This is a genomic window from Erwinia mallotivora (assembly GCF_000590885.1).
Taxonomy (GTDB): Bacteria; Pseudomonadota; Gammaproteobacteria; order Enterobacterales; family Enterobacteriaceae; genus Erwinia; species Erwinia mallotivora.
In genome coordinates this window covers 39589-62753 of the sequence record NZ_JFHN01000042.1, presented here as the reverse complement: position 1 = coordinate 62753, position 23165 = coordinate 39589, and the positions used below count along the sequence as shown (strand labels likewise).

Genomic DNA, 23165 nt, shown 5'->3' with positions numbered 1-23165 from the left:
GTCATAAATGCTGGACCATGGGCTGGAAATCATTCTTTAACACTTTTTATTGCCTGCCGCGCCATTGCTGAAAAAAAACTTGCCTGGCACCGGATGATCGGCGAAATTAAGCGCCCTTTTCTGATTCTTATAACTATGCGGCGAATGCCCGCCTTGTCTGACGTTGACTTAATTTTCTCGTCGAAACAAGATTTTGACTCCAGAGGTATCTGTGTCTGATGCAAACAAACAGCCCGAGGCGGCCAGCCTTAATGCGTTTAAGCAACCCAAATCGTTCTATCTGATTTTCTCTATCGAGCTGTGGGAGCGGTTCGGCTATTACGGCCTTCAGGGCATTATGGCGGTGTATCTCGTCAAAATGCTGGGCATGTCTGAGGCCGAATCCATCACCCTGTTCTCTTCTTTCAGTGCACTGGTCTATGGCCTGGTCGCCGTTGGCGGCTGGCTGGGGGATAAAGTGTTGGGCACCAAACGGGTGATTGTGCTGGGCACGCTGGTGCTGGCGCTGGGCTATGCGCTGGTGGCCTTCTCCGGCCATGATGTTGGCGTGGTCTATATTGGTATGGCGACCATTGCCGTGGGTAATGGCCTGTTTAAAGCCAATCCTTCATCACTGCTCTCCACCTGTTATGAAAAAGATGACCCCCGCCTCGACGGGGCTTTCACCATGTATTACATGGCGATTAACATCGGCTCTTTCTTTTCTATGCTGGCGACGCCGTGGCTGGCGGCCCACTACGGCTGGAGCACCGCCTTCAGCCTTTCTGTGGTTGGGATGATGATTACGCTGGTTAACTTTATGCTGTGCCGGAAATGGGTGAAGAACTACGGTTCTCAGCCAGATTTTGCACCGCTACATGTTGGCAGGCTGCTGGCAACCCTCGTCGGCGTGGTGGCACTGATCGCCGTGGCAACCTGGCTGCTGCATAATCAGCAGATTGCCCGCATGACCCTGACGCTGATCGCCGTGGGTATCGTGGTGGTGTTCATTAAAGAGGCGTTTAAATTGCAGGGGGCTGCCCGTCGCAAGATGATTGTGGCTTTTCTGTTGATGCTCGAAGCGGTGGTGTTTTTTGTGCTGTATATGCAGATGCCCACCTCGCTGAATTTTTTCGCCATTCGCAACGTGGAACATTCACTGCTGGGCATTGCATTCGAACCTGAGCAGTTTCAGGCGCTGAATCCCTTCTGGATTATGATTTTCAGCCCGCTGCTGGCCGCCACCTATAACAAAATGGGCGACCGGTTGCCGATGCCACATAAGTTTGCCCTTGGCATGGTGCTCTGTTCCGCCGCCTTTCTCGTGCTGCCACTGGGCACCAAATTTGCCAGCCAGATGGGGATTGTTTCCGTTAACTGGCTGATCCTCAGCTATGCCCTGCAAAGCGTCGGAGAGCTGATGATTTCCGGTCTTGGCCTGGCGATGGTGGCGCAGCTGGTTCCCCAGCGTCTGATGGGCTTTATTATGGGCTCCTGGTTTCTGACCACCGCCGGGGCGGCGATGATCGCCGGGAAAGTGGCGAATCTGATGGCCGTGCCGGAAGATATCATCGATCCACTTCAATCTCTGCATATCTATGGTGATGTGTTCCTGCAAATTGGTATTGTCACCGGCATCATTGCGCTGCTGATGCTGCTGACCGCACCAAAACTGAAGCGAATGACTCAGGATGATCAACCGCTGAGCGAGGACGTGACTGCCTGACGGCAGAGTCTCACGGGGCAGCTGTGATGCTGCCCTGTTACTTCAGCACCCACCCCGCATCTGTTCCGTTCTGCCACCCTCCTCTACGGCTATCCCTGTCTCCCCTGTACTGGTCATTCGTCCGCTGTTTGCCTGCCGGAAGAGACGCTTTTTTACGTTCTTCCCCGACAGGAATTAATCTGCCGCGGCCCGATGCATCAGCTGACTTTTCCTCCAGGCCGCATTAAGCTTGAAAGCAGGCTTAACCCTCAGACTGAAGGAGCAAGATGATGAAACTCTACTTTAAGCCGGGAGCCTGTTCGCTTTCGCCGCATATTATCCTGCGGGAGACGGGACTGGATTTCACCCTGATTCAGATAGATTTGCAGAAAAAAACCACCGAGCAGGGCGAGGATTTCCTGCTGATTAATCCAAAAGGCCAGGTGCCCGCTTTGCAATTTGACGAGGATTCCCTGCTGACCGAAGGCGTGGCGATTGTGCAGTATCTGGCAGACCTCAAGCCGGACCGTCAGCTTCTGGCACCCGTTGGCAGCCTGAGTCGCTACCATACGCTGGAGTGGCTGAATTACATTGCCACCGAGCTGCATAAAACCTTCAGCCCGCTGTTTCGCCCTGCTACGCCTGAAGACTACAAAAAAGTGCTGCGCACTCAACTGGAACAAAAGTTTGGCTGGGTGGACAGCCAGCTTGAGGACAAACAGTGGCTGATGGGCCAGCATTTTACCGTGGCGGATGCCTATCTGTTTACGGTGATGCGCTGGGCGAGTGCCGTTGCGGTGGACCTCTCTGCGATGAAGAGGCTGGCGGACTGGTCGGCCAGAGTGGCGGAGCGTCCTGCGGTAAGCGAGGCGCTGCGGTCGGAAGGTCTGTAGCTGGTTTCTGTGTTTCACCATGACAACTGATCGGTTGTTTCAGGGCAAAAAACGGCGCTTTTCTCAGTTTCCGCTTTTTGCCCGGTTTTTATTTCAGTAAGTGCCTGTTCCACCGGGCGTTGTTGTAGCCGGTCCGGACACGGACAGTGCGCAGAAATCACAACGTACACGGAATACGTAAGAATTTCGGGCACTGCCCGGGTTCAGAATAGCAGGTAAACCAGCCCTGATGGACCAGGCTCTGAGTGCCACGCAGAGATTAATAAAAATGAATCAGATTCAGTCGACAATATAATTGTGCCCATGCGTATTAATAAATTCGTGCATGTTGTGATTAACTGACAGGTTACTTTCTTTGTGCATGAATATCAGTTTGTTTTTCAGATTTAATTCAAATACACCATGCCCGGTCCATGAATCCACAATGGCTCCTTTTGGAAAAAGGTCACCCGGTTTTATTACCACGTAATTATGGCTGAGTTTTTTATTGCTGTAGATGGTGAAGTCATCTATTCCGAGGCAATGTTTAATATGTAATCCCATTTCTAATGCCTGCATGTCACAATTTGAAAATCCTGACTGACGACATTTTTGCAGCGACTCGCCCAATTCTTCAACACTCATTTCAATTCCGCCCTTCAGACCTCCGTCTGCGGTACGGTAAATGCTGTCATGCTGAAGCGAAGCCAGACTGGCCAGGGTGTTTTGCGGGAACTGTTTTTTTGCCCCCCTGCATATACTGATGCGCCCTGCGCATGGTCATAACCGAGTCAGAATCAAGTTTGCCGGGATTATTAATCCGCATCATCGCCGTCTGATAACCCGTTGTTGAAAGCGTCGTGCGGCTGGCTACTTTTTCTGATAAATCATTTAACCGCTCACGCATCCCCCAGCCATTACTGTTCCTGGCCACCTCAGAAACATGAGAAATATCAGATGACGAGCCAGACGATGACTCGTGTTCATAGTATCCACCTGTATAATAATGGCCCGATATTGAATGGTAATGATTAACGTTCACGCAGGTGCCCTTAACGAGAATAAGTATATTGTTTTCGCTAAGTGGCACTTTCTAAGGGGACGGTTCCCCCACTGGGGTGAAATAAATAACTGACGCGTTCAGCCAGTTTTTTTCTGGCGATGCATCTTTATGTTTTTAGTGGAAATCTGCCGGATGATATTTCCCGGCAGTCGGAGTGAAACCGCTTTAAATTCTCAGCGCGCTGAAATGTTGCTCTGGTTCGGCCATCCGGTGCTGAGCCGCCACCAGTTGCAGTTCATATTCGCCCATTTGATGGGTTTTCAGCATCACTTCATATACCGCCGCCGTCACATGCTCCAGCGCCTGTTGCAATGGCAGACCGTGCAGCAGATTGACCAGCAGCAAGCCGCTGGTCAGGTCGCCCACGCCCACCGGTTGACGCACGCCGAAGTCAACCAGCGGACGGCTGATATGCCACGCCTCATCAGCGGTGACCAGCAGCATCTCAAAGCGATCGCTGCGCAGACCCGCTCGTGCCAGATGCTTCACCAGCACAATTTTCGGTCCCTGCGCAATCAATTCGCGCGCGGTGGCAATCGCCTGCTCGACGCTGCTGACCGGGTGGCCGCTGAGTATCTCCAGCTCCAGCAGATTCGGCGCGATAATATCGCTCGCAGGCAGCGCCTGGCGCGTGTGAAACTCAGCCACACCGGGTGCAACAATACAGCCTTTTTCCGGATGGCCCATCACCGGATCGCAGAAATACCAGGCTTCAGGGTTGGCCTGTTTCACCTGACGAACGATATCGAGGATTTGCTCACCCTGTTCTGCGGAACCGAGATAACCACTGAGGACCGCATTGCAGCTTTTCAGCCGATCAATGTTTGCAATCCCCTGCACAATTTCGCCCAGATGGCTGGCTGGCATCACCATACCGGTCCAGTGACCGTACTGGGTGTGGTTTGAAAACTGCACCGTGTTAAGTGGCCACACGTTGGCCCCCATCCGCCGCATCGGGAATTCAGCTGCGCTGTTACCCGCATGACCATAGACAGTATGCGATTGTACAGAAAGAATATTTTTCATGATGTCCTGCAAGAGAAAGGCCGGATGATACCGGCCTGTGCTGTGGGTTATTTCCAGACGATCAGACAGTAATTTTTCTTACCACGACGTAACAGGGTATAGCGGCCAAACAGTCGATCTGACGCGACAAAGGCATATTCGCTGTTTAACTGCGCAACGCCATTGATGCTGACCGCTTTTGACTCAATCAGCTTACGTGCCTGACCACGCGACGGCGCTAAATCGCCGTTCACCATCGCCTGTTGCAAATCCTCGCCCTGCTCCAGTTCCACAAACGGCATGCCGTCCTGCGCCAGCTGTTCAAAATCAGCTTCGGTCATTTCGGTCAGGCTACCGGAGAACAGGCTGCTGCTGATGCGCTCTGCGGCAGCCAGCCCCCCGGCACCATGCACCAGACGGGTCACCTGTTCTGCCAGCACATACTGGGCGCGTGGCGCTTTACCGCTGTTTTTGTCTTCTTCTTCCAGCGCATTGATTTCGTCAATACTCATAAAAGTGAAGAACTTGAGGAAGCGATAAACATCCGCATCGGCTGTGTTGATCCAGAACTGGTAAAATTTGTACGGACTGGTTTTCTTCGCATCCAGCCACACCGCACCACCTTCGGTTTTGCCAAATTTAGTACCGTCAGATTTGGTAATCAGTGGCACGGTCAGGCCAAAGACCTGGTTCTGGTGCAGACGACGGGTCAGATCGATACCGGACGTTATGTTGCCCCACTGATCGGAACCGCCAATCTGTAACGCAACACCGTAGCGTTCATTCAGGCAGGCAAAGTCATAACCCTGCAACAGGTTGTAGGAAAATTCGGTAAAGGAGATGCCCTGATCGTCGCGGTTAAGACGCTGCTTAACGGCTTCCTTATTAATCATCTGATTAACTGAGAAGTGTTTACCGATATCCCGCAGGAAAGTCAGCACATTCATGCTGCCAAACCAGTCATAGTTATTGGCCGCCACCGCGCTGTTGTCACCGCAGTCAAAGTCGAGGAACGGGGCAACCTGATGGCGGATTTTTTCCACCCATTCATTAACCGTTTCACTGGTGTTGAGCTTACGTTCGGCCGCTTTGAAACTGGGATCGCCAATCAGACCGGTGGCTCCCCCAACCAGCGCGACCGGCCGGTGACCGGCATCCTGAAAACGTTTAAGACACAGCAAGGGCACCAGATGACCCAAATGCAGGCTGTCGGCCGTCGGATCAAAACCGCAATAGAGCGCAATCGGGCCTTCTGCCAGGCGCTCTGCTAACGCGATTTCATCCGTAACCTGGGCTACCAGGCCCCGCTCCTGCAATTGTTTGATCAAATTACTGCTGGCCATCTGTGACTCCATGTAAAAAAAGTCTGCACCTCTGCTGGTGCATCGCTTTCCGCTGAGACGCGGACGAAAAAAAAGAGGCGTACAGGATAAAGCGCTGAAGCACTCTGCACCAGCGCTTAAAGGGATTATTTCGCAGCTTCAGGGGGCCAGACGATCAATTTTCCAGCTATCGCCTTCACGCTGATAAAAAAAGCGGTCATGCAGGCGATGTTCTCCTCCCTGCCAGAACTCCATTGACTCCGGCCGGATGCGGAATCCGCCCCAGAAACTGGGAAGTGGCACTTCACCCTGCTGAAACTTTTGCTTCAGCTCAAGAAATTTGCCTTCGAGCACGCCGCGGGCAGAGATGCGACTGGACTGTTTCGATACCCACGCGCCTATCTGGCTGTCTCGTGGACGACTGTGAAAATATTTAACCACATCGACAACCGACAACTTTTCGACCGTGCCCAATACCATTACCTGCCGTTCCAACATGTGCCACGGAAAAAGCAGGCTGATGCGCGGGTTATTTTCCAGATGCTGAGCCTTGCGGCTGCCAAGATTGGTATAAAACACCAGCCCACGCTGATCAAAATGTTTCAGCAGGACAATGCGCTGGTAGGGCTGGCCGAACGGGTCAACGGTCGCCACGCTCATCGCCGTGGGGTCCGGCAGTTGAGCGGCCACCGCCTGGCTAAGCCAGTGCTCAAACAGGGATAACGGGTCGGCGGGAAGATCCTTACGACGCAGCCCGCCACGCGTGTATTCACGGCGCAGGTGAGCAATCTGCTGAAGGTGATCGTTTTCGTTCATTTTTTCGTCTTCTGCTGACTGGGAGAAAAAAGCATTGTGCGCTCTGCACCGATGAGTTTCAACGGGTTAACCGGTGCTGAATCGACAATCACTCATCCGCCGCTGGCCGTTATCATCACCTGATGTCTTATTTACTGTGAGATGAAAACAGCGTTTTGGCGGTTATCGTACACGTCACACAGGTGTTGACCGCTGCTGTTTCAGCAGCAGGAAATGTTAACGATAACGCACCCTGTTGGCGGGCCAGATAGCGCCCAGTATCGAAGATTCTCGTGCGCCGGTGACCGAAGGCATGTTGCCGGGTTCGCCTGACAGAGTACGGTATGCCAGCCAGGCAAAAGCCAGCCCTTCCATATCGTCGCTGCTGATGCCAACGCTGTCGGTGGGTGCCACTTCAGTCCCGGGGAGCAACGCTGACAACCTCGCCATCAGCAGCGGGTTACGACGTCCCCCGCCACACACCAGCAGGCGTTCGCAGCCGCCCGCTGACGTGACCTGGCGTGTGACTGTCATCGCCGTCAATTCAAGGAGCGTGGCCTGGATATCCTGCGGGGCCAGACCAGGAAAGTCCGCCAGCTGTTTCTCAATCCACGCAGGATTGAAATACTCCCGCCCCGTTGATTTGGGTGCCGGACGGGCAAACCAGGGATCGCCCAGCATCTGTTGCAGCAGGGCATCATTTACCGTTCCACTCGCGCCCCAGCGACCATCCTCGTCATAATTTTTACCCCGATGCTGAAAGATCCAGGCATCCATCAGCATGTTGCCTGGTCCGGTGTCATAGCCGCCAACAGGCTGCCCGGGGATCAATAAGGAGAGATTGGCAATACCGCCAATGTTCAGCACCATCCTTCGTTCCTGCGGATGCATTAAAACTGCCTGATGAAACGCCGGAACCAACGGCGCGCCCTGCCCGCCCAACGCCATATCCCTGCGACGAAAATCGCCAACGACCGTAATCCCGGTTGCCGCAGCAATCTGGTTATTGTCACCAATCTGAAGGGTGTTCGGCGCTTCGCCCAGCGGTTCATGCCAGACCGTCTGCCCGTGACAGCCAATCGCGGTGATATCTTCTTTTTCCAGCCCTTCGCGCTGAAGCAAATGGTTGACCGCATCGGCAAACAGACGTCCTAATCGCGTATCCAGCTGGCCCAACTGCGAGAGCGTCAACGATTGTCCCTGGCAGATGGCCAGAATATCCTGCCGCACCGCTGGCGGGATGGGATGACAGTAGCTTGCCTGTTCTGCCACGATTTGCTGGTCTATTGCGGCCAGTACCACATCCACACCGTCGAGACTGGTCCCCGACATCACCCCAATATAGCGTCCTGATTTCATTTTTTTATGCCTTAGCCATCAGAGTTAACCACTCACGTGCGCACAGCGTCGCAAAATCGCTGCTGTAATTCTATGATTAACCGTGCATTTTCAAACAACGTTACGTTTTTTCTCTTTTCCGGCTATCTTAATGCTGATTGATAACCTGTTTAGTGATGCCAGGTTATGCTGATTTACACGTTTTTTTACCGGAAGCAACAGACAAGCATTGCTTGTGCCATATAATTAAGTTATTGATCGCTGCGCAATTGAATGCAGCATGTGGATAATAAAGGAGTTCTCACCATGTTTAAGCGTATAGCCATCGTGGCCCTGACCAGTGTGACCTTAGCTGGGTGTGCCAATAACAGCACACTGTCCGGCGATGTTTACAGTGCTTCCGAAGCCCGTCAGGTACAGAGTGTTACTTACGGTACACTGGTGTCCGTTCGTCCGGTACAGATCCAGGGCGGAGATGAAAATAACGTTATTGGTGCTATCGGCGGTGCGGTGCTGGGTGGTTTTCTGGGTAACACCATCGGCGGTGGTACAGGTCGCAGTCTGGCAACAGCAGCAGGTGCCGTTGCGGGTGGCGTAGCCGGACAGGGTGTTCAGGGCGCAATGAATAAATCCGAAGGTGTGGAGCTTGAAATCCGTAAGGATGATGGCAACACCATTATGGTGGTTCAGAAACAGGCAGCCAGCCGTTTCTCCGCTGGTATGCGCGTAGCTATTGCTTCCAATGGCAGCCAGGTAACTGTTTCACCTCGCTAAACTGACCAGCATGTTGCCCTGAACAGGGCTATGCAGCTTTAAATGAGCTGTTGCCCGGTGATAAGTGTTAAAACCGGGACAATCAGGCAGTGCAGAAACCGTCAGTTAACTGCGCATCAGAGATATTTTAGTCTGCATTAAAAACCGGCATTTGCCGGTTTTTATTCGTCACGATTTTGCAGTTGCAGAATATTTTTTTCCAGTCGGGCAATCAGCGTCACCATTTTATTAATCTCATCCCGTGAAATTCCGGTCAGGATATCATCCCGGGTAGCATCAATGACGTGCTCAACCTGAGCGATGACTGGCGCGGCTTCCTCAGTCAGCTTGATTCGTTTGGCCCGACGATCGCTGGCGCAGGTGGTGCGGGTAATTAACCCCTTTTCTTCCAACTGATCGAGAGTGCGTACCAGCGAAGGCTGTTCGATACCAATTGCTTTTGCCAGCTGAATCTGGGACTGTTCCGGTGGCAGCTGATGGATGTTATGTAATGTCACCCAGTGCGTCTGGGTGAGCTCCAGCGGCTTCAGGCGCTGATCGATCAACGAACGCCAGATACGCACTAATCTTGCCAGATCCGCACCTAATGAAGTATCCAATTTCACCTCCTTATAATTAGCTTGCTATTCATCATGCCTTAATCCAGCACCGAATGCGAGTTTACAGGATAAACTGGAATTTATTCGTCAGGAAACGGTTCAGTTATCCGCCTCGTTATTGTCACCCGTCAGCAATAGTCGGACTTTTTTCATCGCTGAACTGCGATGCATTGTGATTAATTTCCACTGTTAATGAGATGCCCTGCCCGCATCCGCTGGACCCGGTATTCGCGGTTCTGTTTTGTGTCACAGAATGCCATTAAAAAAGTCAGGGTATTATTTTATACTGGCCTGGCTTTATTTTCGGGACGCTAACTGTAAGGACACAGAATGAAAAGACTCATCTTATCTACCTGCCTGCTGGCATTAAGTTTTACTTCTTATGCACATGATTATGCAAAATCCGTTACGGTCAAACAGGCTAAGTCACTTCGTGATAACAGTCGGGTTACCCTGACCGGCAAAATTACCGGTCAGGCTGGCGATGAGGATAAATACTGGCTGGAAGACAGTACCGGGCGCATCAAAATTGATGTGGATGACGACGACTGGGAAGATAAAAATCTCGCCGTTGGCAAAACCGTGCGAGTAACAGGTGACACCGACAGAGATGAAGGCCACACGGAAATTGAAGTTGATCACATCCAGTTGGTGAGCACGTCAGAATAGTGACGGCTGCTCTGGCGCGTCAGGAAGCTCATTTTTTCCGGCGCGCTGTTGCCGCAGGAAACGCTGTCGACACAGTCTGAGCACATCACGTTTTTGTGATTCACTGTATTTCATCCAGTTAAAACGTTCCTCCCGGCTACGCATACAGCCAGAACAATATCCTCGCTGGTCAGACTGGCAAATGCCGCGACATGGACTGGGTACAGGAAAAAATTCGAGTTGTTCAGCCACCGTGACTCCTGATGCATTGACGTCATCTTTAAGCCGGGGCCTGTTGGCAGCACGCGATCAAAAAAATATTGCATAGCGTGATTTTCAACCGACCGAAACCCCGATACTACCGCAATTGTCATTAAAATGTTAATAGCAAGCGACAATCAGCCAGCAGCACCCGGAACTGAGCCTGACACAGATGAGCGGATTGTGCGCTGATTGCTGGCTTCGTTTGAAACAGACCGATCAGTCTGTTACCGTGACCGCCATGAAAACAACGCATTCTGACACCAGAGAACATATTCTGATAACCGGAGAACAGCTTTGCATCCAGCGAGGCTTTAACGGTATGGGATTGATCGAGCTGCTGAAAGTAGCAGGTGTGCCCAAAGGCTCCTTCTATTACTACTTCCCGTCGAAAGAGGCGTTCGGCGTAGCAATGCTTGAGCGTTATTTTGCACTTTATTACCAACGTTTTCGCGAATTTCTGGAAAATGATCAGGGCAATCAACGTCAGCGTATCCTTGATTATTATCAGCACTCTCTGGACATGTTTTGTCAGGAAGGTTTATTTGCGGGTTGCCTGTCCGTGAAGCTTTCAGCCGAGGTTTGTGATCTTTCAGAATCAATGCGCATTGCACTGGATACCGGTTCAAAATCTCTGATCTCCACGCTTTGTGCTGCGTTAAAACGCGCGCAGTTGCGGAGTGAGCTACAGCTGACTCTGCCTGTCGAAGCCTGTGCCCAAAATATTTATTCATTGTGGCTGGGGGCCAGCCTGCAAAGTAAAATTTCTCGCAATATGACGCCGATGGCAAATGCATTGCTGGAAATTACACGCATGCTACCCCTGCCTGTTTAAAAAAAACCGTTACTAGCAGACCGGTCTACAAGGAGTGAAGTATGGAATTTAAAAAGCTGTTTTCCCCGTTGAAAATAGGTGCCATTACCGTACCTAACCGCGTGTTGATGGCACCCCTGACACGCCTGCGCAGTATTGAGCCGGGTGATATTCCCACGCCGCTGATGGGGGAATATTATCGTCAGCGCGCCAGCGCGGGCTTGATTATTACTGAAGCTACTCAGGTTTCTTTCCAGGCTAAGGGTTACGCCGGTGCGCCGGGTCTGCACACGGCTGAGCAGATTGCCGCATGGAAAGCGATCAATGAAGGTATTCATCAGGAAGGCGGTCACAGTGCGGTTCAGCTTTGGCATACGGGCCGCATATCTCACACCAGCGTACAGCCCGAAGGCAAAGCGCCGGTTTCTTCTTCTGCCATTAATGCTGATACGCGCACCTCTCTGCGTGACGAAAACGGCTTGGCAATTCGTGAAGCGACGTCCACCCCACGTGCGCTGGAGCTGGAAGAAATTGCCGGTGTGGTCAATGATTTTCGCCAGGCTGTCGTCAATGCACGCGAAGCTGGCTTCGATCTGGTTGAACTGCATTCTGCTCACGGCTACCTGATTCATCAGTTCCTGTCACCCGCTTCAAACCAGCGCAGTGATGCCTACGGTGGCAGCGTGGAAAATCGCACCCGCTTTGCTCTGGAAGTGGTCGATGCTGCTGTTACAGCCTGGAGCAGCGATCGGATCGGGATTCGTATTTCTCCGCTTGGTCCGTTTAATGGTCTGGATAATGGTGAGGATCAGGAAGCCGCAGCCCTCTACTACATTACTGAACTGGCGAAACGCAACCTTGCTTACCTGCATATCTCTGAACCAGACTGGGCCGGTGGCAAGCCCTACAGCGAAGCTTTCCGCAAAGCAATCCGCGCCGTTTACCCTGGCGTGATTATTGGTGCTGGCGCTTACACCGCTGAAAAGGCTGAAGATCTGATCGAAAAAGGTCTGATTGATGCGGCTGCTTTTGGCCGCGTTTATATTGCCAACCCGGATCTGGTCGCTCGCCTGCAACAAAATGCGCCGCTGAATGAGCAACGCCCGGAGCTGTTCTACGGCGGCGGTGCGGAAGGCTACACCGACTACCCGACGCTGGCGCAAAAGTAAGCTCTCAGTACCGCGTTTTAACAACAGTGTGAGGCCGCGTAAAATGCGGCCTTTTCTGCTGTAAGTTCTTCCGCCTGAGCACTATGCCCGTTAACGCAGCAAGCGTTTCATCGCTATACTGTTTCGTTCCCGTCATCAGACGATGACGCTTTTATCAAGAGGATGCTATGCGCCTACTCCATACCATGCTGCGCGTTGGTGACTTACAACGCTCCGTTGACTTCTATACCAAAGTGCTGGGCATGCGCCTGCTGCGCACCAGCGAAAATAAAGAATATAAATATAACCTGGCGTTTGTCGGTTACACCGAAGAAAGTGAGGGTGCGGTGATTGAACTGACTTATAACTGGGGTGTTGACAGTTATGATCCGGGTAATGCGTACGGACATATCGCTCTGGGCGTGGATGATGTGGCAGCCACCTGCGAACGCATCCGTAAAGATGGTGGTAATGTGACGCGCGAGGCAGGTCCGGTCAAAGGCGGCACCACGGTGATTGCCTTCGTTGAAGATCCAGATGGCTATAAAATCGAACTGATTGAAAATAAACATGCGGGCCACGGTCTGGGCGCATGACCCTGCGGGATGCCACCGGCATCCCCTTTCCCCTTCCCATGCTGCAACGAATGACAAAATTTGCCATAATACGCGCTGCCATTTTTCCCCCTGTGAGATCCCGATGTCTGATTCGAACGAACTGAATAGCCTCAGCAGCCGTTTTCGCGGTTTTTATCCGGTAGTCATTGATGTGGAAACGGCCGGGTTTGACGCCAGAAGTAATGCATTACTGGAAGTGGCCGCCGTTACGCTGAAAATGGATCAACACGGCTGGCTGGAGAAAGATCAGACAATGCATTTTCATATTGAACCGTTCGAAGGCTCGGTGCTGCAACCAGAAGCTCTGGCTTTTAATGGCATCGATCCTCACAATCCACTCCGCGATGCGGTCAGCGAATACACAGCATTACACGCTATCTTTAAACTGATTCGTAAAGGTATTAAAGATCAGGGCTGTAGCCGGGCCATTATGGTGGCGCACAATGCCACGTTTGATCTGAATTTCGTTAACGCTGCCGCAGACAGAGCGGGGCTTAAGCGAAATCCGTTTCATCCCTTTGTGACCTTCGACACGGCTGCACTTAGCGGGCTGGTTCTGGGTCAGACGGTACTGGCTAAAGCCTGCATCGCTGCCGGTATGCCATTCGACAGTAGTCAGGCCCACTCTGCGCTGTATGACACCGAGCAAACAGCGGATCTGTTTTGCGAGCTGGTAAACCGCTGGAAACGTCTGGGAGGCTGGCCTCTGGCTCAGGCAGAAACAACGAGTAAGGAGTGACACTGTCACTTACTTCGTGCGCTTATATATGGCTTATTCAATAATGGCGGGAAAGCGTCATGGTTGCAGAGGTGTTTAAGGGCAGGAAACCGTTGTTTACCTGCCCTTTTTATCGCCCGGGAGTGGTTTATTCAGCCGGTGCTGCGGGATATTTTTGCGCCGTTTCTTTGATCAGCTGTTGCAGTTCACCACGCTGATACATTTCGATAATAATATCGCAGCCGCCAACCAGCTCACCATCAACCCACAGTTGAGGGAAAGTCGGCCAGTTAGCATATTTAGGCAGTTCAGCACGAATTTCCGGATTCTGTAGAATATCAACATAGGCAAAACGCTCACCACAGGCAGAAAGCGCCTGCACAGCCTGAGCAGAAAAACCACAACTCGGCAGTTTTGGCGAGCCTTTCATATAAAGCAGAATGGGGTTTTCTGCTATCTGACGCTCAATTTTCTCAACAGTACTCATAAATAGCTTCCTTCAGCGGATACTTCGTGTCTTATTATTGTAGCGATTATGAACCAACGTTAAAACGACATTTTATTCAGGGTAAAAGTCCAGCATGAAGATACCAGTTAACATCCTGATTAAAATACGATTACAAACACTTTTATTACCTGCACGCATAATCTGAGCACAAATGCTGCGCATTAACAGTGCCATTTGTTGTCATTTTTACAGCTTTTACGTGTTATGCATTCCTGAAACAAAAAAGGTGTTAACTTTGACCAGGAAGTTCGATTAGAATCGGACTGTCAATCTGAAAGATATCCTAATTCAACCACGCTCCGGCCCCGGCGGGAGCATAAACTGCTAACGGTAACGATGCGTTTACTCATCACGCTTATCATGCTGGCTACAGCTCAGCTGTTTTTCAATATGGCGCACGCATCGCCCCATACCCCTGTTAATGCTAATCACCACAAAACTGACAGCAATACCACGGCACGAGAAGATGAACGGCGTAAGCGACGTCCGGTGAAAAGCAGTTCCGGCAAAGTAAAAGAAGTCAGTAGCAAAAAATCCCGTCTGACTGCGGTCAATAAATTCAAACTAAAAAAACGCAATACTGTCAGGGTAAATGTAACAACCGTATCGGTTAAAGAAACATTGCCGGTGTATAAAAGACGATATGGGCGCCATCACGGCAATATGGCAGTGCAGCCGGATGAGATGGCTTACAGTGTTGCCCCGCTGAAGCTCAGCAGAGCACACCGCGCCCGCTACCAGAAAGCACGTGAAACGGCGATGAACAAACTGATGGGCCAGCTGGGTAAACCTTATCAGTGGGGGGGAACATCGCCGAAAACCGGTTTCGATTGCAGCGGTCTGGTCTGGTACGCTTATAAAGATCTGGTGAAATTCAAAATTCCCCGCACGGCCAATGAGATGTACCATCTGCGTGATGCGGCTTCGATCAGACGTGACGATCTCGAAAAAGGCGATCTGGTCTTTTTTCGTATAAATGGCCGCGGTACTGCCGATCATGTTGGGGTTTATCTGGGTAATGGTAAATTTATTCAGTCGCCGCGCACCGGCAAAGATATTCAGGTCAGCGCACTAAGCGAAGATTACTGGCAACGCCACTATATCGGTGCACGCCGGATGATGACGCCAAAAACTATTCGCTGATTCACTCTCAGGCCGTTCCGAAGAGCGGCCTTATTTTTTCAGTGCAGCACTGCGGTGAAGCTGAATGCAACAATCATCAGTAAAGCGCCGATGGTTGTCAGTAGTGAAAATTTAAGATTGGTATCCATCTGTTACCCTCGATAACCACAGCGTTTATGGCGTCATTGATTTTCCCATAGTCGCCAGTAAAAATCTCGTTTTCTCTGCTCAGGCTTGTTAGAATTCTCACGCATTACTTCAGGTCACCGTATCGTCCGTATTCATTTTCTGGCACAGACCTTTTCCCTTTCTGATGTCTCCGCAAGGCACCGTATAACTTTGTTAACAGACATCAGATTTTTGTATTTGAAGCAATCGTTTAACAAACTAATTATCAGTAAGTTACGAGATATCCAGGAGTAGCGAGTTAATGGCAACAATAAAAGATGTGGCCAGACGTGCGGGCGTATCAACCACCACCGTTTCCCACGTTATTAATAAAACCCGCTTTGTCGCTGAAGAAACGCGAGAAGCCGTGTGGAGTGCCATCAAAGAATTACATTACTCTCCCAGTGCAGTCGCCCGCAGCCTGAAGGTGAATAACACTAAAACCATTGGCCTGTTAGCCACCTCAAGCGAAGCGCCCTACTTTGCTGAGATTATTGAGGCGGTAGAAAATTGCTGCTTCGAGAAAGGCTATACCCTGATTTTAGGTAATGCCCACAATGACCTGCAAAAACAGCAGGCCTATCTCTCGATGATGGCGCAGAAGCGGGTAGATGGTCTGCTGGTCATGTGTTCTGAATATCCTGCGCCGTTAATTACCTTACTGGAAGAGAGTCGTCATATTCCAATGGTAGTGATGGACTGGGGCGAATCGCGCGGCGATTTTACCGATACCGTACTGGATAATGCCTTTGAAGGCGGCTACCTGGCAGGCCGCTATCTGATCGACCGTGGTCACCGCGATATCGGGGTGATCCCCGGTCAGATGGAACGGAATACCGGAGGTGGACGCCATGCTGGATTCCTTAAAGCCCTTGCTGAAGCGGATATTCCGTTACGGGAAGAGTGGCTGGTTCAGGGTGATTTTGAGCCGGAATCCGGCTACCACGCTATGCAGCAGATCCTCTCACAAAAACAGCGCCCCAGTGCAGTGTTCTGCGGCGGTGACATTATGGCAATGGGAGCGATATGCGCAGCAGATGAAATGGGGCTGCGTGTCCCACAGGATATTTCGGTGATCGGGTATGATAATGTGCGTAACGCTCGTTTTTTCGCTCCTTCACTGACCACGATTCATCAGCCTAAGGAACAGCTGGGAGAAACCGCTTTTGCTATGCTGCTGGATCGTATAACCAGCAAACGTGAAGAATCACAAACAATTGAAGTGCACCCCACACTGATTGAACGTCGCTCGGTGGCTGATGGTCCTTTCAGGAAACACCGGCAATAATTCTTCTACCGCCTCTGATGTCAGAGGCGGCCGCCTCGCCAGCCACAGCTCTGGCGTACAGAGCAGCGCCTGAACGGTACAGACCGGTTGTTTTATATCTCTTCCGCAAGCCATTCGCTGTTCAAGGTGTCAGTATCTCCCAGATAATCCAGTAGCCAGCTCAACGCAGGTGAGGCCGTTTGTTCTGACCAACTCACACAACAGGGGCTGTCAGGAAATACCGCTTCCAACTGCAAAACTTTGAGTGCTCCCCTGCGTATAAGGGGACGCGAAAGATGCGCAGGCACCATTCCCACACATAATCCGGATAACAGACAGTCAATGCCGCTTTCCCAGTCTGGCACCACCATCCGGCGCTGATTATCCAGGGTCCAGGTCGTTCTTCTGGTCAGTGAACGGGAGGTGTCCTCCAGACCGAGAGAAGGCCATGCACGTATGCTCTCCTCACTGACCGGCCCCTGAAGCTGAGCAAGGGGGTGCCCGGCCTCTACCACGCAATGCCAGCCCAGCATTCCCATGCTGCGAAAAGCAAAACGTCCTCCGACCGGAATAGCCTGAGTTGCCCCAATCGCCACATCCACCCGCCCGTCTGCCAGCGCATCCCAGACACCATTAAATACTTCTGCTGACAGATGCAGCTCCATATCGGGAAAATGTCGATAGAAATCAATCACCAGCTGCCGGGTTCTGGCGGCTTTGACAATGCAGTCCACGGCAATATTAATCTGACCGCGCCAGCCGTTGGCCACCTGCTGGCACTGACGTCGGGTGGCAAGCATTTTTTTGATAACAGCTCGCCCTTCCCTGACAAAAAAATGCCCGGCATCGGTCAGCACGACGTCGCGGTGACGTCTGACAAACAGGGCGACAGCCAGCCACTCCTCCAGCTGGCGTATGGTATAGCTGATGGCTGACGGGACACGATGCAGTTCTGCGGCAGCAGCAGTAAAGCTGCCGGTCCTTGCTACCGCATCAACCACTTCCAGAGAGTGTTCTGACCACATAATCTGCCTGCAATATTTTTGAATACAAACCGCAAATATTACCGTTTCACAACCGCTTTGCCACCCCGTTACACTGCGCAGCGTTTTATTTACCTGACTGAAGAGTGCATCCATGTCATCAAAAGGATTTACCGTTTATCTTGCCCTGCTCAGCGTGTCCGGGTTTCTGGCCACCGATATGTACCTGCCTGCCTTTGGGGTGATGCAGCAGGATCTGAACACCAGTGCCGGAATGGTTGGGGCAAGCCTCAGCCTCTTCCTGGCAGGATTCGCCAGCGCGCAGCTGTTCTGGGGGCCGCTCTCCGATCGCATTGGTCGGAAACCGGTCCTGCTGATGGGATTAGGATTATTTGTTATCAGTTGTGCGGCAATGTGGTGGGTCAGCTCTGCCACTGCCCTGCTGGCATGGCGATTTTTGCAAGCCGTTGGCGTTTGTGCCGCTGCGGTAACCTGGCAGGCGCTGGTCATTGACCGCTACTCTGCGGCTCAGGCTAACCGCATGTTTGCCACCATTATGCCGCTGGTTGCCCTCTCGCCAGCACTGGCACCACTGCTTGGTGCATGGCTGCTAAATCACTACACCTGGCGGGCAATTTTTGTTGTTCTGCTGCTGATCGCTTTGTGCCTGTTACTTTTTACGCTGTTTCTTTCCCCTGCACCATCTGGCAGCACCCCCACGAAAAACGAGAAAATCCGTTTCCTGACCCTGCTAAAAACGCCGCTGTACAGTGGTAACGTATTGATTTATGCCGCCTGCTCTGCCAGCTTCTTTACCTGGTTAACCGCCTCCCCGTTTATCCTCACCGATCTGGGTATGTCACCCGGCGACATCGGTCTGAGCTATATTCCTCAGACGCTGGCCTTTATGCTGGGAGGCTATGGCTGTCGGGCACTGCTCAGGCAAGCTTCGGGGGCCACTCTGTTACCGTGGTTACTGGGAATATATGTATGCAGTATCGTTTTCTTTTTCTTCGCTGCCCGGATGGAATCACCGTCGGTAATGGCACTGATGTTGCCATTCTGTTTTATGGCTCTGGCTAATGGGGCGATTTACCCTCTGGTCGTCGCCAGCGCGTTACTTCCTTTTCCGCAGGCCAGTGGCAAAGCTGCCGCCCTGCAAAATACTCTGCAACTTGGGTTATGTTGTGTCGCCAGTCTTATCACCTCTGGCTTTATCAGCACCCCGCTTCTTGCCACTTCGGTGATTATGCTGGCTACGGTTTTTCTGGTCATTACTGGCTATATTTTACAGCGAACAACGGCAGCCCGGATGGCATTTTCAACCGCCAGCAGCAGGCACTGAGCCCCGAAAATTACGTAGCAAGCTAATCATAAGTCATTGAATATTGCCGGAGGTGAGCATATACTCGTCTCCGGCTTAAAAAATAACAACTCTTTATCATTTTCGAATCCTGACAGGGTGGTCCAGGTTTCACTCTTCCCTGACGCCTGCTGATACCCTCCAGGTTTCAATTCAATCCTCTGTAACTGCCGATATGCTGCGCACGGTAATTCTGTGCGTTTTCTCACAATCCTGTAGAAATTGACTATTCTGTTTCTCAGGTTTCAATCACATAGCGTGGTGGAGAAGCTATGAGTACATCCTGCATAGAAGAAGTGAACCTGGTAGAGAATCACTGGTATCGTATCGTCAGGGAGATGTTGCACGCTGCCGATATCACGATTAATGGCAGTCGTCCGTGGGACATCCAGATTAAAAACAGCCATTTCTTCAGGCGAGTTTTACAGGAAGGTTCACTCGGCCTGGGTGAGAGTTATATGGACGGCTGGTGGCAGTGTGAACGGCTGGATATTTTTTTTCATCGAGTACTGCTGGCCAGACTGGATCAACAGCTTCCTCATCATTTCAGAGATACTTTGCGTGTTGCCGCAGCACGCCTGATCAATCTTCAGTCACCTAAACGCGCCTGGATAGTGGGTAAAGAACACTACGATCTCGGCAACGATCTTTTCACACTGATGCTTGATCCCCACATGCAATACTCCTGCGGTTACTGGAAAGATGCCGAAACGTTGCAGGAGGCCCAGCAGGCAAAACTGAAAATGATTTGTGAGAAGCTTCAGCTTAAACCAGGTATGTTATTACTGGATATTGGCTGCGGTTGGGGTGGTCTGGCGGAATATGCCGCGCGTCATTATGGTGTCAGTGTTTATGGGGTGACCATCTCTGCTGAACAACAGAAGCTGGCGCAGCAGCGGTGCGAAGGGCTGGATGTCACAATTCTTTTGCAGGATTATCGCGACTTAAATCAGCAGTTGAACCGAATTGTTTCCGTCGGTATGTTCGAACATGTTGGCCCACGCAACTATGGCACCTATTTTGGGGTAGTGAATCGAAATCTCAAAGCAGACGGCCTTTTTTTGTTGCATACCATTGGGGCTAACAGGACCAATGACAAGGTCGATCCATGGATTAACAAATACATCTTCCCTAATGGCTGTCTGCCCTCTGTACAACATATCGCCGAAGCCTGCGAACCCTATTTTGTTATGGAGGACTGGCATAATTTTGGCGCTGATTATGATATGACGCTGATGGCCTGGTATCAGCGGTTTACCGATAACTGGGCAAAACTGGCTGACAATTATGACGAACGCTTTCGCAGGATGTTCAGCTACTATCTGAACGCCTGTGCCGGCGCGTTCAGATCGCGTGATATTCAGCTGTGGCAGATTGTCTTCTCTCACGGGCAGGAGGGAGGGCTACGGGTGCCACACTGATCTCTGGCAGACAGGGCTGCCATCGTTGACAGCCCTGCTCACTGTTGTGGCGTTAACTCAGCAGCGGCGACAATTGCGGCTTCACGTTGTGCCAGAACGCGTTCGACGGTTTCCACAATCGCCTGGGTGTGAGGATCAATTTCAATGTTGACTCTTTCCTGCAAACGCTTGTTGCCCAGCGTGGTCCTTGCCAGCGTTTCAGGGATCAGATGCACACAGAATTTATTACTGGTGACTTCGCCCACCGTCAGGCTGATGCCGTCAATTCCAATAAATCCTTTATGCAGAATATATTTCATCTGCTGCGCATCCTGCGGTTTAAACCAGATTTCGCGGTTATTTTCTGAGGTCAAAATTTTACTGATTACGGCCGTCGTCATAATGTGGCCTGACATCAGATGACCACCAATTTCATCACTGAATTTTGCCGCACGTTCAACATTAATTTTATCGCCGGGCTTTAAATCACCGAGATTAGTTATGCGTAATGTCTCTTTGACCAGATCAAAGCTCACCTGATCACCATTGACTTCCGTCACCGTCAGGCAGCAGCCATTGTGAGAAACAGAGGCACCCAGCTCAAGACCTGGCAACATTTCCGCTGGCAGACGGACAATGTGGGTACGAAAATTAGGTTTCTCATCAATTGCCAGCACCACTGCGGTGCCCTGTACAATACCGGTAAACATAGTTATCGCCTCAGTCATATTATTCGGGTCTTAGTGTGCCCTGGCCGTGAAATAAAACCAAATGCTGTCCTGTTTTCTTTCGCGGCACCCTGCATGATCGGACTTCGCAACGGTTGGCTAATCACATTATCAACATTACACTGTCTCGCCTGCCCTGCTGCTGTTTGGCTAATCCGCTGATTTTAACCTTGTTTCATGGCGGCAAATGCGAATACACCAGGACGCAGGGAGACGCATTCTCAGCGGATTACGCTGCTGGGTGGCATTTCATTCTGATAACAATAAAGGTGTATTCGTGCAGAAGTACCTGACAGAAGCGCGGCAACTTTTGGCGCTGGCAATCCCGGTTATCCTTGCGCAGGTTGCCCAGACAGCAATGGGCTTTGTCGACACTATTATGGCGGGTGCCGTCAGCGCTACAGACATGGCTGCTGTCGCTGTGGGCACCTCTATCTGGTTGCCGACCATCTTATTTGCTCACGGTCTGCTGATTGCGCTGACGCCGGTGGTGGCTCAATACAATGGTTCAGGTCGGCGTGACCGCGTGGCTTATCAGGTCCGTCAGGCGTACTGGCTGGCGTTGTTCAGTTCGGTGCTGGTGATGGTGGTACTGTATAACGCCGGATTTATGATCCGGGCTATGCACAACGTCGACCCGCAGCTGGCTGATAAAGCCACTGGCTATCTGCATGCTTTATTATGGGGTGCGCCCGGCTATCTCTGTTTTCAGGTCGCCCGTAACCAGTGTGAAGGGCTGTCAAAAACCAGACCGGGGATGGTGATGGGCTTACTTGGCCTGCTGGTCAACATTCCGGTTAACTACATCTTTATCTATGGTCATTTTGGAATGCCTGCGCTGGGCGGCGTGGGTTGTGGCGTCGCTACCGCGTCGGTGTACTGGATAATGTTTATCGCCATCAAGTGCTGGGTCAGTCGCGCACCCTCCATGCAGGATATTCGTCTGGCCAATCGTTACAGCCTGCCAGACGGCAAGGCACTGTGGCGCTTGTTCAGACTGGGTCTGCCCGTCGCCCTGGCGTTGTTTTTCGAGGTGACGTTATTCGCCGTGGTCGCCTTACTGGTTTCACCTATGGGAATTGTTCAGGTTGCCGGTCATCAGATAGCACTCAACTTCAGCTCTCTGGTATTTGTTTTGCCCCTCTCAATGGGCGTTGCCACCACCATCAGGGTGGGTTTTCGCCTGGGACAGGGGTCAGTGGAAGGCGCACGGGTGGCCAGCTGGACCGCGCAGGGCGTGGGTGTCTTCATGGCGCTAACCACTGCCCTGTTAACGGTGGCATTCCGTGAAAAAATAGCCCTGCTTTATAACAATGATCCCGAAGTCGTGACCCTGGCGGCGCATCTGATGCTGCTCGCGGCGCTTTATCAGTTATCAGATTCTGTACAGGTGATTGGTAGCGGTATATTGCGAGGCTATAAGGATACCCGATCCATTTTCTTCATTACTTTTATTGCCTACTGGCTGCTGGGCCTGCCGGTTGGCTATGTGCTGGCGCTGACAGATTTTATTATTCCGGCCATGGGACCGGCAGGTTTCTGGACAGGCTTTATTATTGGTCTTACTGCGTCGGCATTGATGATGATATGGCGTATCAGGCGGCTACAAAAATTGCCTGCGGCGCAAATCCTGGCACGCGCAGCGCACTAATTTTCAAAGGTATGTTTAAAATTGCTGCATTTCGCACAGTTGCGCAGCAGTCGCCACGAAAAAAGCGGATTTATGCTTGCCAGACGAGATGGCTGCCGTTAATATTCTTCCCCGCTGTCAGCAGGACAGTTCAGATGCGTTCTTAGCTCAGTTGGTTAGAGCACCACCTTGACATGGTGGGGGTCGGAGGTTCGAGTCCTCTAGAACGCACCACAGTGCGTCCGTAGCTCAGTTGGTTAGAGCACCACCTTGACATGGTGGGGGTCGGTGGTTCGAGTCCACTCGGACGCACCAGATTTTCTGTAGTTCAGCAGAAT

25 protein-coding genes and 2 tRNA genes are annotated in these 23165 nt (G+C 51.6%); 15 read left to right on the top strand and 12 right to left on the bottom strand.

Going from position 1 to position 23165, the window contains the following annotated elements; translation table 11 throughout:
• The first annotated feature begins 211 nt into the window (after positions 1-211).
• Both dtpA and gstA read left to right on the top strand, forming a co-directional pair.
• Positions 212-1705: a dipeptide/tripeptide permease DtpA gene (gene dtpA, locus BG55_RS07880; protein ID WP_034936231.1), complete on the top strand. Its 1494-nt coding sequence runs from the start codon at positions 212-214 to the stop codon at positions 1703-1705.
• Between the two features lie 269 nt (positions 1706-1974).
• Positions 1975-2577 carry a glutathione transferase GstA gene (gene gstA, locus BG55_RS07875; protein ID WP_200871608.1) on the top strand — a complete coding sequence of 201 codons (603 nt, stop codon included), beginning with the start codon at positions 1975-1977 and terminating at the stop codon, positions 2575-2577.
• A 279-nt stretch (positions 2578-2856) separates the two neighbouring features.
• Here gstA and BG55_RS22970 read toward each other — a convergent pair whose 3' ends face one another.
• The 6 genes from BG55_RS22970 to anmK form a co-directional block, all read right to left on the bottom strand.
• Entirely contained in the window at positions 2857-3201 is a 345-nt protein-coding gene (locus BG55_RS22970) for a hypothetical protein (RefSeq protein WP_200871607.1), read from the bottom strand.
• Between the two features lie 46 nt (positions 3202-3247).
• On the bottom strand, positions 3248-3490 hold the full coding sequence (locus BG55_RS22965; RefSeq protein ID WP_200871606.1) for a hypothetical protein: 243 nt from the start codon (positions 3488-3490) through the stop codon (positions 3248-3250).
• Between the two features lie 294 nt (positions 3491-3784).
• Positions 3785-4645, bottom strand: a complete 861-nt coding sequence (gene pdxY / locus BG55_RS07865; RefSeq protein ID WP_034936225.1) for a pyridoxal kinase PdxY — start codon at positions 4643-4645, stop codon at positions 3785-3787.
• A gap of 47 nt (positions 4646-4692) precedes the next feature.
• Positions 4693-5967 (bottom strand): tyrosine--tRNA ligase, encoded by a 1275-nt coding sequence (tyrS, locus tag BG55_RS07860; protein WP_034936223.1) that lies wholly within the window; start codon positions 5965-5967, stop codon positions 4693-4695.
• 138 nt (positions 5968-6105) lie between these two features.
• On the bottom strand, positions 6106-6762 hold the full coding sequence (gene pdxH, locus BG55_RS07855) for a pyridoxamine 5'-phosphate oxidase (RefSeq protein ID WP_034936220.1): 657 nt from the start codon (positions 6760-6762) through the stop codon (positions 6106-6108).
• 216 nt (positions 6763-6978) lie between these two features.
• Positions 6979-8100: an anhydro-N-acetylmuramic acid kinase gene (gene anmK, locus BG55_RS07850; RefSeq protein WP_034936217.1), complete on the bottom strand. Its 1122-nt coding sequence runs from the start codon at positions 8098-8100 to the stop codon at positions 6979-6981.
• A 285-nt stretch (positions 8101-8385) separates the two neighbouring features.
• Here anmK and slyB point away from each other — a divergent pair, with 285 nt between their 5' ends.
• Positions 8386-8853 (top strand): outer membrane lipoprotein SlyB, encoded by a 468-nt coding sequence (gene slyB / locus BG55_RS07845; protein WP_034936216.1) that lies wholly within the window; start codon positions 8386-8388, stop codon positions 8851-8853.
• Between the two features lie 161 nt (positions 8854-9014).
• Here the strand turns inward: slyB and slyA are convergent, their stop codons facing one another.
• Positions 9015-9452 carry a transcriptional regulator SlyA gene (gene slyA / locus BG55_RS07840; protein WP_034936213.1) on the bottom strand — a complete coding sequence of 146 codons (438 nt, stop codon included), beginning with the start codon at positions 9450-9452 and terminating at the stop codon, positions 9015-9017.
• Positions 9453-9782: 330 nt separating this feature from the next.
• Here slyA and BG55_RS07835 point away from each other — a divergent pair, with 330 nt between their 5' ends.
• On the top strand, positions 9783-10121 hold the full coding sequence (locus BG55_RS07835) for a NirD/YgiW/YdeI family stress tolerance protein (RefSeq protein ID WP_034936212.1): 339 nt from the start codon (positions 9783-9785) through the stop codon (positions 10119-10121).
• Here the strand turns inward: BG55_RS07835 and BG55_RS07830 are convergent.
• Positions 10113-10352 (bottom strand): DUF1289 domain-containing protein, encoded by a 240-nt coding sequence (locus BG55_RS07830; RefSeq protein WP_034936209.1) that lies wholly within the window; start codon positions 10350-10352, stop codon positions 10113-10115. The genes BG55_RS07835 and BG55_RS07830 overlap by 9 nt on opposite strands.
• Positions 10353-10602: 250 nt before the next feature.
• Here BG55_RS07830 and BG55_RS07825 point away from each other — a divergent pair, with 250 nt between their 5' ends.
• From BG55_RS07825 to rnt, 4 genes are all read left to right on the top strand, one after another.
• Positions 10603-11196 (top strand): TetR/AcrR family transcriptional regulator, encoded by a 594-nt coding sequence (locus tag BG55_RS07825; RefSeq protein ID WP_034936313.1) that lies wholly within the window; start codon positions 10603-10605, stop codon positions 11194-11196.
• Positions 11197-11237: 41 nt separating this feature from the next.
• Entirely contained in the window at positions 11238-12344 is a 1107-nt protein-coding gene (gene nemA / locus BG55_RS07820; protein WP_034936208.1) for an alkene reductase, read from the top strand.
• Between the two features lie 167 nt (positions 12345-12511).
• Positions 12512-12919 (top strand): lactoylglutathione lyase, encoded by a 408-nt coding sequence (gene gloA, locus BG55_RS07815; protein ID WP_034936206.1) that lies wholly within the window; start codon positions 12512-12514, stop codon positions 12917-12919.
• 103 nt (positions 12920-13022) lie between these two features.
• Entirely contained in the window at positions 13023-13679 is a 657-nt protein-coding gene (gene rnt / locus BG55_RS07810; protein WP_034936204.1) for a ribonuclease T, read from the top strand.
• 127 nt (positions 13680-13806) lie between these two features.
• Here the strand turns inward: rnt and BG55_RS07805 are convergent, their stop codons facing one another.
• Positions 13807-14145, bottom strand: coding sequence for a Grx4 family monothiol glutaredoxin (locus tag BG55_RS07805; RefSeq protein ID WP_034936201.1), 339 nt, complete (start codon positions 14143-14145; stop codon positions 13807-13809).
• 357 nt (positions 14146-14502) lie between these two features.
• Here BG55_RS07805 and BG55_RS07800 point away from each other — a divergent pair, with 357 nt between their 5' ends.
• Complete coding sequence (locus BG55_RS07800) at positions 14503-15309, top strand: C40 family peptidase (RefSeq protein WP_034936198.1); 807 nt, start codon at positions 14503-14505, stop codon at positions 15307-15309.
• A gap of 38 nt (positions 15310-15347) precedes the next feature.
• On the opposite strand, the gene cydH is transcribed toward BG55_RS07800, so the two are convergent.
• The gene (gene cydH, locus BG55_RS22490; protein WP_152542697.1) at positions 15348-15437 is read right to left on the bottom strand and encodes a cytochrome bd-I oxidase subunit CydH; all 90 of its coding nucleotides are present in this window, start codon (positions 15435-15437) and stop codon (positions 15348-15350) included.
• Positions 15438-15718: 281 nt separating this feature from the next.
• On the opposite strand from cydH, the gene purR reads away from it, so the two are divergent.
• Positions 15719-16744, top strand: a complete 1026-nt coding sequence (gene purR / locus BG55_RS07795; protein ID WP_034936195.1) for an HTH-type transcriptional repressor PurR — start codon at positions 15719-15721, stop codon at positions 16742-16744.
• A gap of 92 nt (positions 16745-16836) precedes the next feature.
• On the opposite strand, the gene punR is transcribed toward purR, so the two are convergent.
• Positions 16837-17748: a DNA-binding transcriptional activator PunR gene (punR, locus tag BG55_RS07790; RefSeq protein WP_034936311.1), complete on the bottom strand. Its 912-nt coding sequence runs from the start codon at positions 17746-17748 to the stop codon at positions 16837-16839.
• Positions 17749-17860: 112 nt separating this feature from the next.
• Between punR and punC the strand changes: the two genes are divergently transcribed.
• Positions 17861-19051 (top strand): purine nucleoside transporter PunC, encoded by a 1191-nt coding sequence (punC, locus tag BG55_RS07785; RefSeq protein ID WP_034936192.1) that lies wholly within the window; start codon positions 17861-17863, stop codon positions 19049-19051.
• A gap of 290 nt (positions 19052-19341) precedes the next feature.
• Entirely contained in the window at positions 19342-20490 is a 1149-nt protein-coding gene (cfa, locus tag BG55_RS07780; protein WP_034936189.1) for a cyclopropane fatty acyl phospholipid synthase, read from the top strand.
• Between the two features lie 38 nt (positions 20491-20528).
• Here cfa and BG55_RS07775 read toward each other — a convergent pair whose 3' ends face one another.
• Entirely contained in the window at positions 20529-21179 is a 651-nt protein-coding gene (locus BG55_RS07775) for a riboflavin synthase (protein ID WP_034936186.1), read from the bottom strand.
• 295 nt (positions 21180-21474) lie between these two features.
• On the opposite strand from BG55_RS07775, the gene BG55_RS07770 reads away from it, so the two are divergent.
• The 3 genes from BG55_RS07770 (at position 21475) to BG55_RS07760 (ending at position 23142) form a co-directional block, all read left to right on the top strand.
• Positions 21475-22848 carry an MATE family efflux transporter gene (locus tag BG55_RS07770; protein ID WP_034936308.1) on the top strand — a complete coding sequence of 458 codons (1374 nt, stop codon included), beginning with the start codon at positions 21475-21477 and terminating at the stop codon, positions 22846-22848.
• A gap of 136 nt (positions 22849-22984) precedes the next feature.
• Positions 22985-23061: transfer RNA gene (locus BG55_RS07765), tRNA-Val, on the top strand.
• A 4-nt stretch (positions 23062-23065) separates the two neighbouring features.
• A tRNA-Val gene (locus BG55_RS07760) sits at positions 23066-23142 on the top strand.
• Positions 23143-23165 lie beyond the last annotated feature (23 nt).

Excerpts from the sequence above, each read along its gene's own strand:
- tyrS (WP_034936223.1), bottom strand. The coding sequence starts at position 5,967 with ATGGCCAGCAGTAATTTGATCAAACAATTGCAGGAGCGGGGCCTGGTA.
- rnt (WP_034936204.1), top strand. The coding sequence starts at position 13,023 with ATGTCTGATTCGAACGAACTGAATAGCCTCAGCAGCCGTTTTCGCGGT.
- BG55_RS22970 (WP_200871607.1), bottom strand. The coding sequence starts at position 3,201 with ATGAGTGTTGAAGAATTGGGCGAGTCGCTGCAAAAATGTCGTCAGTCA.
- slyB (WP_034936216.1), top strand. The coding sequence starts at position 8,386 with ATGTTTAAGCGTATAGCCATCGTGGCCCTGACCAGTGTGACCTTAGCT.
- BG55_RS07835 (WP_034936212.1), top strand. The coding sequence starts at position 9,783 with ATGAAAAGACTCATCTTATCTACCTGCCTGCTGGCATTAAGTTTTACT.
- pdxH (WP_034936220.1), bottom strand. The coding sequence starts at position 6,762 with ATGAACGAAAACGATCACCTTCAGCAGATTGCTCACCTGCGCCGTGAA.
- gstA (WP_200871608.1), top strand. The coding sequence starts at position 1,975 with ATGAAACTCTACTTTAAGCCGGGAGCCTGTTCGCTTTCGCCGCATATT.
- nemA (WP_034936208.1), top strand. The coding sequence starts at position 11,238 with ATGGAATTTAAAAAGCTGTTTTCCCCGTTGAAAATAGGTGCCATTACC.
- punR (WP_034936311.1), bottom strand. The coding sequence starts at position 17,748 with ATGTGGTCAGAACACTCTCTGGAAGTGGTTGATGCGGTAGCAAGGACC.
- BG55_RS07800 (WP_034936198.1), top strand. The coding sequence starts at position 14,503 with ATGCGTTTACTCATCACGCTTATCATGCTGGCTACAGCTCAGCTGTTT.
- punC (WP_034936192.1), top strand. The coding sequence starts at position 17,861 with ATGTCATCAAAAGGATTTACCGTTTATCTTGCCCTGCTCAGCGTGTCC.
- anmK (WP_034936217.1), bottom strand. The coding sequence starts at position 8,100 with ATGAAATCAGGACGCTATATTGGGGTGATGTCGGGGACCAGTCTCGAC.
- BG55_RS07775 (WP_034936186.1), bottom strand. The coding sequence starts at position 21,179 with ATGTTTACCGGTATTGTACAGGGCACCGCAGTGGTGCTGGCAATTGAT.
- BG55_RS07825 (WP_034936313.1), top strand. The coding sequence starts at position 10,603 with ATGAAAACAACGCATTCTGACACCAGAGAACATATTCTGATAACCGGA.
- cydH (WP_152542697.1), bottom strand. The coding sequence starts at position 15,437 with ATGGATACCAATCTTAAATTTTCACTACTGACAACCATCGGCGCTTTA.
- pdxY (WP_034936225.1), bottom strand. The coding sequence starts at position 4,645 with ATGAAAAATATTCTTTCTGTACAATCGCATACTGTCTATGGTCATGCG.
- gloA (WP_034936206.1), top strand. The coding sequence starts at position 12,512 with ATGCGCCTACTCCATACCATGCTGCGCGTTGGTGACTTACAACGCTCC.
- cfa (WP_034936189.1), top strand. The coding sequence starts at position 19,342 with ATGAGTACATCCTGCATAGAAGAAGTGAACCTGGTAGAGAATCACTGG.
- purR (WP_034936195.1), top strand. The coding sequence starts at position 15,719 with ATGGCAACAATAAAAGATGTGGCCAGACGTGCGGGCGTATCAACCACC.
- BG55_RS07805 (WP_034936201.1), bottom strand. The coding sequence starts at position 14,145 with ATGAGTACTGTTGAGAAAATTGAGCGTCAGATAGCAGAAAACCCCATT.